The organism is Methyloligella solikamskensis (assembly GCF_042676065.1).
Taxonomy (GTDB): domain Bacteria; phylum Pseudomonadota; class Alphaproteobacteria; order Rhizobiales; family Methyloligellaceae; genus Methyloligella; species Methyloligella solikamskensis.
Map to the genome: position 1 here is coordinate 1,587,762 of NZ_JBHTJO010000001.1, position 12,066 is coordinate 1,599,827.

The following is a 12,066-nucleotide window of genomic DNA, read 5'->3' on the forward strand; positions in this document are numbered from 1 at the left end:
CTGGGGCAATCGAAATGAGCCCCAACCCTATACCGGATCAGCTCGTTTCCAGATAGCGGGCACGTTCGAAGCCGGAGACATGGGCGTGGAAGGCCGCAGCCTCGGCGGCGCAGCGGGCCGCGTAGTGCTTCACGAAGGCCTCGCCGAACAGCGCCTTGGCCGCATCGGACTGAGCAAAGCGCCGGGCCGCGGTCTCAAGCGACAGGGGCAGGGCACGGTCTTCGGGCACGTCCACCAGGCGGCCATTGCCCGTCACGGGCTCGCCCGGATCGGCCTTATTCTCGATGCCCCAGAGCCCTGCGCCCAGCATCATGGCAGCAGCCACATGAGGCTCGATATCCGCACCGGGAAGGCGGAACTCGAAGCGGGTTTCTTCCGGCGTATGGGTCACGACCCGGACGCCGCAGGTGTAGTTGCCGATGCCCCAATTGGCGGCGCGAGGCGCCCAGTTGCCCGGCCGCAGGCGCCGATAGGCGTTCACGGTGGGGGCGAACATGCTCATGAGCTCGGGCGTCAACGCCACGATGCCGCCGAGGAAGGCGCGGCCCGTCTCGCTCAGGCCGTGAGGTCCGTTGGGATCGGCGAGGGCCGGCTCGCCGTTCTTGTTCTTCAGAGAAAGGATCACGTGGCCGCACTGTCCGGGGAATCCGTCGTCGAGCTGGGCCACGAAGCTGGCCGTCATGTTCTCCTGGCGAGCCAGAGCCTTGGTGAAGTCCTTGAAGAGGGCGGCATCGTCGGCCGCTTTCACCAGCGGGTCGGTACCGAGGGTGTATTCCACGCAGCCCGGCCCGAGCTCCATGCAGTGATGGTCGAGACTGATGCCGGCGGCGCGGATCTGATCCTGCACATGGGCCAGGAAATCGGCGTCGGTGGCGGGCGCCACGGCCGACCAGCAGCGATTGTGGAGCATGGCGGGCTCGACATCGTCCCAGCCCTTGGCGCGCAGGGTCTCGCCGTCCTCTTCCAGGTAGATGACCTCGAACTCGAAGCCGCCGAACGGTTCCAGCCCCATCTCGCCGGCCTTCTCGACCAGGCGCTTCAGGGTGGCGCGGGGAGAGATGGCCGCGCTGTCGCCGCTGTAATCGGCGATGGCGAGGCAGGCATCGGCCTCGAAGGGATAGGGGCGGAGGCTGTCGGGATCGACGGTCACCGCCTCGTCGACATAGCCCTTGTCCTCGAAGCAGGTCTCGTCCGGCATCCAGTAGGGGAGGCAATCGATGAAGTGCCAGCCGTTCTTCAGGGCCTTCTCGAAGGCTTCCGCATCGAGCCTCTTCTCGCGGAAGGTGAGAAAGTCGAAGATGCCGAGATGGACGTATTTGCAATCGTCGAGGTGGACGGAAGCGGTCACGAGGAGACTCCAGGGTTTAGGCGGCGCAAAGGCTCATTGAATAGGTTTGCGCGGCACTATGCGAATGCGCGCCCCGTCCCACAAGCGACAGGGGCGCGCAACCACTGAATGGTCTCGCTCAAAAGTTCGCCTATGGCGCAACTGCGCGATCGAACAAGTCGGCTAACGCGTCTGTCCGGCTTCGTAGAGGAACCAGACCCGCCGCTCTGCCTCGTCGATATAGGGCTCCAGGATGCTGACGGTCGCAACATCGCCAAGCTCGTCGCAAAGGCCGTGGGCCTCGCGCATGCTGGCGGCAAGCTGAAGGTTGTCCTCGCGCAGCTCGGCGAGCATGTCCTCAGGCGTCACGAACTCCGCATCGTTGTCCTCGATGCGCTGGAGCCGGCTCACCTCGCCGATGGAATGAAGCGTGATGCCGCCAAGCTTGCGGACGCGTTCTGCAATCGGATCGGTGGTGGCGAAGATCTGGGCCGCCTGCTCGTCGAGCAGCAGGTGATAGTCGCGGAAATGGGGGCCCGACATGTGCCAATGGTAGTTCTTCGTCTTCATGTAGAGGGCGAACATGTCCGCCAGCAGCGCATTGAGCGAGCCCTGAATGTCCTTGATCTCGTTGGAGCCGAAATTAGAGCGGGTCTGCAGAGGAGCGGTACGGCGCTTGGCTGCGTCTTCGGTGCTCATGGCGTCTCCTTTATATTCTGGATGGCAGTCGATGAATCCGCAGGCTCTGAATGGCCCGAATATATGGAGATATAGTTACAGCCTGGCGCCCTCGCCATGCGGGCAGGACGAGCCGAGATGCCGCAGGAAAGCTTCCTGCGGATGGGGTGAAATCAGAGCGCTGGAGAGCGGCTTCCCCGGTTAGAACTCGACGTCGAGCTCTTCCAACTCGTCGGGCTCGGCCTTCGCCTCCTCGATCCATTCCGACATCAAAGGCCAGTTGAGGATCGTCGCGCTGTAGCTCGCGCTCGCCGGGTCCAGCTTCACGTCGTAGGTCTGGAAACGGGTGCAGACCGGCGCGTACATGGCGTCCGCAAGATTCGGCTTTTCGCCGAACAGGAACGGGCCGCCATAGGTCTGGAGGCATTCCTGCCAGATGGTCAGTACCCGGTCGATATCGGTCTTTACGCCGGTCCAGGTGCCGAAGGCGGGTAGCCGGGCTTTCAAGTTCATCGGCAGCGCCGAGCGCAGGTTCTGAAAGCCGGAATGCATCTCGCCGGCAATCGACCGGCAATGGCACCTTGCCGAGATATCCTCCGGCAGGAGGCCGGCATCGGGAAACCGCTCCGCCAGATATTCGGCGATCGCCAGGGTGTCCCAGACCCGGACCTGCTCGTGGGTCAGGCAGGGGACTAGAAACGAGGGCGAAAGCAGAAGCAATTCGGCCCGGGTCGACGGGTCGTCGGAGGGAAGCTGCTCTTCCTCGAACTCCAGCCCCGCCATCTTGCAGAGCAGCCAGCCGCGCAGCGACCAGGAGGAATAGTTCTTGCTGCTTATTGTGAGGACGGCCTCGGTCATGGTCGCCGGTTCCTTCGCTGGAGGTTGTTCACATAGGGGCGGCTTCTTGACACGCGTGTGTCAAAAAAGTGCTCGCTGCCACGCAAAGGATGCACTAGCGTTTGCCGGCTGCGCAATGGCCGCCGTCCCGAATCATCGCGGGTGCGGCGACCTGTCTGATAAGGAACGTATGCTGTATCGCGCTTACCAAGCCCAGAATCAGCTCTTCGAACCTGCCAAGACGATGGCCCGGACTTCGCTGGCCTGGATGGATGCGTGGCGCAACGCCACCCCGTTTCCGTGGATCGATGCGTTCGCTGCCGGCTTCGAGCTGATCGCGCGCGCCGAGCTGACCCATAAGCGGCCCGATTACGGAATCGACCATGTGACGGTGGGCAACCGCCAGGCTCAGGTGACCGAGGAGTCGGCGCTGACGCTGCCCTTCGGGACGCTGCTCCATTTCAAAAAGGATATCGAGGCGAAGCAGCCCAAGGTGCTGATCGTGGCGCCGCTTTCGGGCCATTTCGCCACGCTGCTGCGCAATACGGTGCGCACCATGCTGCCGGAGAACGACGTCTACATCACCGATTGGCACAACGCCCGGGATGTGAGCCTGGAGGACGGCGGCTTCGGCTTCGACGATTTCGTGGAATATCTGATCCGCTTCCTAGAGGAGATGGGGCCCGGGTCCCACATCGTCTCGGTCTGCCAGCCTTGCGTTCAGGCGCTGGTGGCTGTCGCCGTCATGGCGAAGGACGAAAACCCGGCTACCCCGCGCAGCATGACGCTGATGGCGGGGCCGGTCGATACGCGGATCAACCCGACCAAGGTCAACGAGCTTGCCATGGACCACCCGATCGAGTGGTTCGAGCGCAATCTGATCGCGACCGTGCCGTCGGACTTCGAAGGCGCTGGCCGCCAGGTCTATCCGGGCTTCATGCAGCTGACGGCGTTCATGTCCATGAACATGGAGCGCCACATGAAGACCCATCGGGATCTCTACGGCCACCTGGCCAAGGGCGAAACGGCGGAAGCTGAGCGCATCAAGACCTTCTACGACGAGTATTTCGCGGTCATGGACATGCCGGCGGAATTCTACCTGGAGACCGTTCAATGGGTGTTCCAGGAAGCGCGACTCGCCAAGGGCGAGCTCACCTACAAGGGAGAGCCCGTGGATCTGGGGGCGATTCGGAAGACCACGCTTCTGACTGTGGAAGGCGAGCGGGACGACATTTGCGCATTAGGGCAAACTGCCGCGGCTCAGGACCTCTGCACGGGCCTGAAACCCCATCGGAAGATGCATCACATGCAGCCCGGCGTCGGCCATTACGGTGTTTTCAGCGGCAGACGCTGGGAAAATCAGGTGTATCCGACCGTGCGCAACGTGATCCTGGCCAGCCACTAAGGCCAACCGGCTGACCTGGTGCACAAAATCAACGCGCTGGTAACTTCTCTGTTTTAGTGTCATTTTCGCGCTGCAATGACGGAACCAATCTGTTATGCGTTTGTTTTCCAGTTGCCGTTTGGGCCGGCGTGCCCGACGGACCATTGCAGGAGATGCGGACCTCATGTGAGGTTCGTTGTTTAGTCCAAGGGGGAACGGATATGAAAAATCCCGTTAAAGTCATCGCGGCCCTCGCGATCATGGCCGCTGGCCTGACGCTTGGTGGTTGCTTCCATCATCACCAGCAGGCTGTGGTCACCGAGCCGCTGCCGCCGGCAGCTCCGCCGCTTAAGTAAGCTGCGAGCTCAGCAGGGTTATACGAGCTTGGTCAGGGTGCCTAACGGCTCCCTGACCCGCTCGGTTTTAGTATCTGCGTAGCCCTGTCTCATACCTATTCCAAACGGCCCGGACTCTTCACGGAGTGCGGGCCGTTTTGCGTCTGGGGTCTCTCTTTGCGCCTTCGACCCTGTGAAGCCTAGGTGGTGAGCTGGCGTGAAAGACGCTTAGGCGGTCGCTCGTGGCTCTGCTGGCCTCAGTGGCCAGTCGCCGTCTATCAGGCGCGAAACGCGGGTCCGCGTTGACGGTGGGGACCTGCTCAGGCCGCCCAGGTGGGGCGTGAGCGGGCACGGATGGTGCCCACGGCGCCTCAGATCATCTCTTTGGGAGGAAGGCCGGTCAGAAGGGCCCTAAACGCAACGACGCCGCTCACGGGATGAGCGGCGTCGGCAAGTTGCGTCTTAGAAGTCGCGTCTTAAGCGTCCGGTCCGATCAGAGCCGGGCAGGGGCCTTGTTATTCGGCAGCCACGGTTTTTGGGCCGGCCTTGACCTCCTGGAGGCTGGTGAAGCCTTCGAACTCGGGATGGCCCTGATAGAGCGGCTTGTTGTTGCCGGCGCCCGCATGGGCCTTGCGGAAGGCCTCGGACTTGGTCCAGGCATCGAACGCCTCGTAGGACTCCCAGACCGTGTGGGAGGCGTAGAGGGTGTAGTCCTCGTGCTCCGGGCCTTTGAGCAGATGGAACTCGACGAAGCCCGGAAGCTCCTCGAGATGGGTCTCGCGGCTCAGCCACACATTCTCGAAATCCTTCTCCGAGCCCTTGTTCACCTTAAAGCGGTTCATGGCGATAAACATGGATTGCTATCCTCCTCAACGTCTCGCGGCCGGCAGCGGCCTTTCCTCTTCTCCAATATAGCGAACGCACCGGCAGGGGCGAATCCCACCGGTGCGTCCACTCAGCTCACATGAGTCCCGGCCGGCACTGCCACCGGACCGGTCCCATATTTCGTCCTTCCTAGAACTGCGCGCGGGCAGAGAGGTAGAACGTCCGGCCACGACCGAGGTCGATGTCCGTGTCGTCGAGTCCGGTCGCGATCGTGCTAAGCGCCGGCGTGTACGCCCGGTCGAATAGGTTCTCCACGGTGAGGCCGAGGTTCAACCACTCCCGCACCTGATAGTTGGTGAAGAAGTCGGCCAGCTCATAGCCCGCGAGATCCTGGCCGTCGCCGAGGTCGGTGGAGGAGACGAAGGTCCCCCGCATGCCGATCGTCCAGCGCTGATCCATCAGGCGGATACCGCCGGTGACGGTCGCGTAATGCTCCGGCAGGTAGCTCTCCGCACCCAAACCGCTTCCCTGGTGGGGGAGATCGGTGTGGGTATAGGTGTACGAGAAGCCACCGAATGCGGTCCCGGTATCGTAGAGGCCTTCCATTTCGACGCCATCGACATCGGAAACGCCGAAGTTGTTACAGAAATATGCGGTCTGGATGATGTCGATGCTGGGCGGTCCGAAGAAGCCGTTCGGGAAGCTCACATTCACATCCGACGGGCCCGCACACTCGGTGATGTAGTTCTCGACCTGCTGAGTGTAGTAGTCGGCCTTCAAGAGCAGCTTGTCCCCGGAACGGAAGACGCTTTCCTTCGCAACGTTGAAGCCGAACTCCCAGCCCTTCTGATATTCGGGCTCAAGGAACGGGTTCGGGAGGAAGGTCAAGTTGAGGGTCGGGCCACCGATTGGGATCGGATGCAGGCCGGTCATCAAGGTCTCCTGAACCGTCGGTGCGCGCATCGATTCGGAATAGGTCACGTAAGGCTGGAGCCATGGAGTGACCTGAGCCGCCAAGGTGACCTTGGGATCCCAGCTCGAATACTCGTTGTCGATGTCGTAGTCGCCCGCCGGCAGACCATACGGGTTGGTCGCCGCCAGGAAGGTGTTCCCGTTGAGGCTATACTCATTGTAGCGGAGGCCAGCGGTCAGATCCCAGATCCCGTAGGAGAAGGTGGTCTGATTGTAGGCACCAAGGAGATCGGACTCGCCCGCGGGGTTCACGCCGCCATTCTCGGTGCTGACGTCATCGCGGAAATATTCGACACCGAACTCGCTCGCCACCGCGATCTCACCGAGTTTGAAACGAGAGATATTCGAGGTGTTGAAGCCCCATCCCTTGTCCTGGATTACGCGATCCGTGCCGTCAGCAACGATGGGGGCGACCCCTGTGAAATAGTCGCCATAGTCCATCTCGACGTCGGTGTAGGAAAGCTGCGCCCGGAAATCGATCAGGTCGTTGGCTGCCGGCGCATAGGAGTAGTTGGCCGTATAGATGTTCGACTGCAGCTTCTGATCGTAGGAGTTGGCGACGAACTCGTTGTTGTAGAGAACGGTCCCGAACGAAAGACGCTGCTCTGGGGTAATGTCGATATGCACCTTGCCCAGGCCGGAGATCAGGTCTTCGCCGGTATAGGGGATCGTGACCCCGTTGCCGTTCTTGTAGTCCTTCTCGTCGTGCTTGCTGATCGCACCGGCGACGCTGATCTTGCCGGCCTTGGCTGCGGCGGCGCCCATCTCGGCCCAGCCGACACCGTTGCTGCCCCAGTTGAGCGAGGTCAGGGCACCGGAATTCTGCCCGTCCCTGATGATGTCCTGCACATCCAGGGTGCGGAAGTTCGCGGTACCCGCCAGGGCACCGCCACCGGTGGTGGTGACCGCACCGCGTTGGATATCGATTCCGGCGATGAGCAGGGGATCGACATAGGTGAAGCCGCCGGCCTCGTGGCCGGTAAAGCGGAAGTTCTGCCGGACACCGTCGATCATGGTGTTCACGCGGCCCTGGCCTTCGAATCCGCGAATATTCACCGCGATGCCTGGATTGCTGGTGCTCTCCCGCGTGAAAGTGCCGGGCATGGAACGGATGACGTTGTCCAGACGATCCGTGCCAAAGGTTTCGATTTCACCGCGTCCGGCCGTGCTCACGCTGGCGGGCGTGTAGTACGGCAGTTCGGCTTCGCTGATTACCTCGGTCTCGATCGTATCGGAGGTGTCGGCGGCCACCGGCTCGACCGGCTGAGGCGTGATGGCAGGTCGCGGTGTCGCGCGGCGCGTCACGGTGCGGGCCGGTTGACCGGCTTCGACGGTGATTTCCGGCAGGGTCGCTTCCTGACCGAAGGCCTGGCTGGACAGTCCCAGGGCCAGGGCGGATGCGGTCGCGATAAGAACGAGAGGCCCCCAGGGCACGCGGGACGTACCGCACGCTTCTGCGGGCCTGCGTGGATCTCTCAAGAAGTTCTGTGGTGCCTCGCCGTCCGGCTGGACGGACGAGGAGATGGCCGCGCCCAGGCGCGATCCATGGTGTGGTGACATCATGCCAACCCCCGTTGATCCCCAAATATTTTTGTTTTCGGGCTGGCTGGCTGTCCGCGACTCTACGCGCTAGCGGGCTCGCCTCACTCGTCCGGCACGTCTTTGCAAAAACGTCAGCCGGAACAGCCTGATCTCAGGTCAGGCTTGCGCAAGCTATAAATCATGACTATCAAAGTCAACAAAATGCATCGCGCTAAATCCTCGTATTGGCGAGGGAAATCGGCTTAGCCGAATGGCGTATCTTTTTTGCCACAGGCCGTCTCGAGAGGGTGGATTTTTGCCTCTCTGGCGGCAGTTACACAAAGGTGGGGTTCATGGAGTGCGCGCAATCCAGGAATGACGGGGCGTCATCTGAAGGAGAGGTGACCGCTCAAGAGGTGGTGCAGGGAAGCGCCGCGCCGGTCCGCTGGCCGATCGCCGAGATCTTGAAGGGCGGCCGGGTCGCCATCATCGAACATGCCGGTGAGGAATACCGACTCAGGCTCACCGCGAACGACAAGCTCATCCTTACGAAATAGAGGCTATCGATCATGACAGCAGCATCCTTGCGCGTGTCCGCCCGGGCCGCGCTGCTTCTCCTTACCCTCGCGGTCGGCGCCTGGTGGGTGCAGCCCGCACCGTCCCTGGCGGTGACCGTCACCGATGCGGCGGGAGATACGGTCGAGGTGGAGGATCTTTCCCGAATCATCTCCATCGGGGGTGACGTCACCGAGATCCTCTATGCGCTCGACAAGCAGGATCAGATCATCGCCGTCGACACCACGAGCCAGTATCCGGCGAAGGTGCTCGATGAGAAGGACGATGTCGGCTACATGCGCGCGCTCTCCGCAGAAGGCGTGCTGTCGATGAATCCCAGCGTGATCATCGCATCCGCCGGCTCCGGTCCGCCGGAGGTCGTGAAGCTCCTGAAGTCGTCTTCCGTGCCTTACGTGGAGGTGCCGGACGAGACCTCGCCGGAAGCGGTCGCCGACAAGGTCCGCTTCGTGGCCGAGGTCGTGGGCGAGCAGGAAGCCGGCGAGAAGATCGCCAAGAGCGTCGAGGATGATTTCGCGCTTCTCGCCGAGCTGCGGGAGAAGATCGAAACGCCCCAGCGCGCGCTGTTCATTCTCTCGGTGGGCGACGGCAAGGCGAGCGTCGCGGGCACGGGCACCGGCGCCGATGCCATCATCAAGCTTGCGGGCGCTGAGAACGCGGCCGAGATGCTTACGGGCTACAAGCCGGTGGTGAATGAGTCGGCGATTGAGCTTGCCCCCGATGCCATCATCACCATGCAGCATGGCGGACCCAGCTCGAACAGCCTGGAAAAGATCAAGGCCGTCAAGGGGATGGAGATGACGCCTGCGGTGAAGAACAACCGCGTCATCAGCATGGACGGGCTCTATCTTCTGGGGTTCGGACCGCGCGCCTCCAAGGCTGCCCGCGATCTCATGGCGAAGCTCTATCCGGAGCTGGATATCCCGCCGTCGGAAGGCCATGAGACCGCTCACCACAAGGCCGAAGCACAAGACGCAGACGCCGCGCAATGAGCGTCGAAAGCGCTGATAGGCCCCGGGCGCTCCCCATGACGGGGCGGGCCCGGCTGGTGCCTCGATTCCTGGCCGCATCCGCCGTGATCCTGCTGGTGACGGCGCTTCTGTCCCTATCCCTGGGGCCGACGGGAATTACGCTCACCTCCCTGCCGCGGGCGCTCGATGCCGCGTGGTTCGGGGCGGGCGATGCGGCGACGGCGCGGGAGCGGCTGGTGCTGCTCGATATCCGCCTGCCACGCACCTTGCTCGGCATGTTCGTGGGCGCTGGGCTCGCCGTGGCCGGGGCCATGATGCAGGGGCTATTCCGTAATCCCTTGGCCGATCCCGGTTTGATCGGTGTCTCGGCCGGTGCGGCGCTCGCCGCGGTCGCCACCATCGTGCTCGGCAATACGGTGCTCGGGCCCTTCATCGAGCCCTTCGGCATCTATGCGCTGCCGTGCGCGGCGTTCATCGGCGGGGCGGTCTCGACCACCATCCTTGTCGCCATCGCCGGCCGGCACGGGCAGCTCGCCATCGGCACACTGCTGCTGGCGGGCATTGCGCTCGGTGCGCTCGCCGGTGCGCTGACCGGTTTGCTGGCCTATGGCAGCGACGACCGGGAGCTGCGCGATCTCACCCTCTGGTCCATGGGCAGCCTGGGCGGGGCGAGCTGGCCCAAGGTCTTCGCGGTGATCCCCTTCGTTCTGCTGGTGCTGCTGGTCGCGCCGCGGCTGATCCGGGCGCTGAACGGCTTCCTGCTGGGGGAGGCCCAGGCCTTCCATCTCGGCGTCAACGTGGAGAAGACCAAGCGGCTCGCGATCCTGGCGACGGCGGCCTCCGTCGGTGCTGCGGTGGCAGTCGCCGGCGTGATCGGCTTCGTGGGCATCGTGGTGCCCCATGTGGTGCGCATCATTGCAGGCCCCGATCACCGCGTGGTGCTGCCGGGCAGCGCGTTGCTCGGAGCGACGTTGGTCCTCATGGCAGACATCTTCGCGCGCATCGTAGTCCGCCCGGCGGAGCTTCCCATCGGCATCGTCATGGCTGCGATCGGCGCGCCGGTCTTCCTGCATCTCGTTCTGAAGCGCGGCGTGGGAGGGTTCGGCTAGGCCATGCTGGAAGCTCAAGACGTTACTTTCGCGGTTGGGGCCAAGCGGCTGGTGGACGAGGCGGATCTCGTCGTTCCGCCGGGCAAGGTGGTCTCCATCGTGGGCCCCAACGGCGCCGGCAAATCCACGTTGCTGAAGCTGCTCTGCGGGGAGATCCATCCGACGGAGGGGACGATCCTGCTGGAGGGGCGGGATCTGGAGGAGGTCCCGGCAGGCGAGCTTGCCCGGCGCCGGGCGGTGGTCTCTCAGTCCACCGTCCTCTCCTTCCCCTTCACGGTGCTCGAGGTCGCGCTGCTGGGCGCGAGCGTTCCCGGGTTCGGCATGCGCGATGAGCAGATGGTGGCCCTGGCCATGGACTCCATCGAGGCGGTCGGTCTGAAAGGGTTCGAAGAGCGGCTCTATACGGAGCTTTCCGGCGGCGAGCGCCAGCGGGTGCATATCGCGCGCGCTCTCTGCCAGCTTGAGGCGCCCGAACGGCCCCCCGGCGAGACGGCCGCGTTCCTCCTCGACGAGCCCACCGCGAGCCTCGACTTTTCCCATCAGAGCATCGTGCTGGGGGAGGCGCGCCGTCAGGCGAGGCTCGGCCGGGCAGTGCTGGTGATCCTGCACGACCTCAATCTCGCCGCGGCCTATGCGGACGAGATCGTCCTGATGCATCGCGGGCGGGTGATGGCGCGCGGACCGGCCGAAGAGGTGCTGCTCGATGATCTCCTGACGGATGTCTATGGCTGCCCCGTGCGCACCAACACGGTGCCGGCGGACGGGGTGCCTTTCGTGCTGCCTTACGTGGGCGCATAGGCGAAGCCGAAGCCCATCCGGTACCCAAGACCGGGCCGTCCAGCCTTCCGTCGTGGCGCAAGACGTGGAACTTCAACCTGCGTGTAAAGCTTTCACTCGCAATTGCACGGTCAAGATGCCGTGACTTTTGGGAGGAAGTGAGAATGCGAAACACGATTATTGGACTTGCGAGCCTGGCCATCGCCGGGGTCGCGTTGTCGGGCTGTAGCGATCAGGCCGCGCCTGAATTCGCTGAGAGCGCTGCCATGTCGGACCTCTACGAGATCGAGTCCGGACGTATCGCGGTGGAGAGGGGGCAATCGGAAGCCATCCGGTCCTTCGGTCAGAAGATGATCGATGCCCACAGCGAAACCTCGGGCAAACTCAAGCAGATCGTCGAATCGGAAGATATCGAAGTTGATCTTCCAAACAATCTCGACGCGTCCCATCGGGACATGATCGAGGAGCTGGAAGAGGCTGAGGCGGCTGAGTTCGACGAGGAATATGCCGAGCAGCAGGTCGACGCCCATCAGGCGGCGGCCGACATCTTCGAGGATTACTCCGAGGATGGCGAAGACGGTGCGCTGAAGGACTTCGCCGGCGAGACCCTGCCGCATATCGAGGAGCATCTCGAAGAGGCCAAGCAGCTTCAGGATCGCGCTGACGAGATGGAGGAGAGCAAGGAAGGGGGCGATCAGGCGCCGCCGGCCGGCGACTCCATGCAGTAGATCGAGGCAAAGAAGCTAGAGCGAAGGGG

Annotated in this window: 12 protein-coding genes; 7 read left to right on the forward strand and 5 right to left on the reverse strand. The window is 63.2% G+C overall.

What is annotated here, in order from left to right; translation table 11 throughout:
* Positions 1-37 precede the first annotated feature (37 nt).
* The 3 genes from ACFQ2F_RS07685 to ACFQ2F_RS07695 form a co-directional block, all read right to left on the reverse strand.
* Positions 38-1,348 (reverse strand): glutamine synthetase family protein, encoded by a 1,311-nt coding sequence (locus ACFQ2F_RS07685; RefSeq protein ID WP_379088106.1) that lies wholly within the window; start codon positions 1,346-1,348, stop codon positions 38-40.
* A 162-nt stretch (positions 1,349-1,510) separates the two neighbouring features.
* Entirely contained in the window at positions 1,511-2,026 is a 516-nt protein-coding gene (locus ACFQ2F_RS07690) for a Dps family protein (RefSeq protein ID WP_379088109.1), read from the reverse strand.
* Positions 2,027-2,206: 180 nt separating this feature from the next.
* On the reverse strand, positions 2,207-2,863 hold the full coding sequence (locus ACFQ2F_RS07695; protein ID WP_379088112.1) for a glutathione S-transferase family protein: 657 nt from the start codon (positions 2,861-2,863) through the stop codon (positions 2,207-2,209).
* Positions 2,864-3,032: 169 nt separating this feature from the next.
* Here ACFQ2F_RS07695 and ACFQ2F_RS07700 point away from each other — a divergent pair, with 169 nt between their 5' ends.
* Positions 3,033-4,247 (forward strand): polyhydroxyalkanoate depolymerase, encoded by a 1,215-nt coding sequence (locus ACFQ2F_RS07700; RefSeq protein WP_379088119.1) that lies wholly within the window; start codon positions 3,033-3,035, stop codon positions 4,245-4,247.
* Positions 4,248-4,447: 200 nt separating this feature from the next.
* Positions 4,448-4,582: a hypothetical protein gene (locus tag ACFQ2F_RS07705; RefSeq protein WP_379088122.1), complete on the forward strand. Its 135-nt coding sequence runs from the start codon at positions 4,448-4,450 to the stop codon at positions 4,580-4,582.
* A 494-nt stretch (positions 4,583-5,076) separates the two neighbouring features.
* Here the strand turns inward: ACFQ2F_RS07705 and ACFQ2F_RS07710 are convergent, their stop codons facing one another.
* Positions 5,077-5,415 (reverse strand): antibiotic biosynthesis monooxygenase family protein, encoded by a 339-nt coding sequence (locus ACFQ2F_RS07710; RefSeq protein ID WP_379088125.1) that lies wholly within the window; start codon positions 5,413-5,415, stop codon positions 5,077-5,079.
* 160 nt (positions 5,416-5,575) lie between these two features.
* Complete coding sequence (locus ACFQ2F_RS07715) at positions 5,576-7,921, reverse strand: TonB-dependent receptor domain-containing protein (RefSeq protein WP_379088128.1); 2,346 nt, start codon at positions 7,919-7,921, stop codon at positions 5,576-5,578.
* Positions 7,922-8,280: 359 nt separating this feature from the next.
* Between ACFQ2F_RS07715 and hemP the strand changes: the two genes are divergently transcribed.
* The 5 genes from hemP to ACFQ2F_RS07740 all read left to right on the forward strand — a co-directional run bounded on the left by hemP (position 8,281) and on the right by ACFQ2F_RS07740 (position 12,037).
* Entirely contained in the window at positions 8,281-8,436 is a 156-nt protein-coding gene (gene hemP / locus ACFQ2F_RS07720; protein ID WP_379088131.1) for a hemin uptake protein HemP, read from the forward strand.
* A 12-nt stretch (positions 8,437-8,448) separates the two neighbouring features.
* Entirely contained in the window at positions 8,449-9,444 is a 996-nt protein-coding gene (locus tag ACFQ2F_RS07725) for a heme/hemin ABC transporter substrate-binding protein (RefSeq protein WP_379088134.1), read from the forward strand.
* Positions 9,441-10,532, forward strand: a complete 1,092-nt coding sequence (locus tag ACFQ2F_RS07730; RefSeq protein ID WP_379088137.1) for a FecCD family ABC transporter permease — start codon at positions 9,441-9,443, stop codon at positions 10,530-10,532. The genes ACFQ2F_RS07725 and ACFQ2F_RS07730 overlap by 4 nt, the downstream gene beginning before the upstream one ends.
* A gap of 3 nt (positions 10,533-10,535) precedes the next feature.
* Positions 10,536-11,330 carry a heme ABC transporter ATP-binding protein gene (locus ACFQ2F_RS07735; RefSeq protein ID WP_379088141.1) on the forward strand — a complete coding sequence of 265 codons (795 nt, stop codon included), beginning with the start codon at positions 10,536-10,538 and terminating at the stop codon, positions 11,328-11,330.
* A 143-nt stretch (positions 11,331-11,473) separates the two neighbouring features.
* A complete protein-coding gene (locus ACFQ2F_RS07740; RefSeq protein WP_379088146.1) occupies positions 11,474-12,037 on the forward strand; it encodes a DUF4142 domain-containing protein in 564 nt (187 codons plus the stop codon).
* Positions 12,038-12,066: the final 29 nt, after the last annotated feature.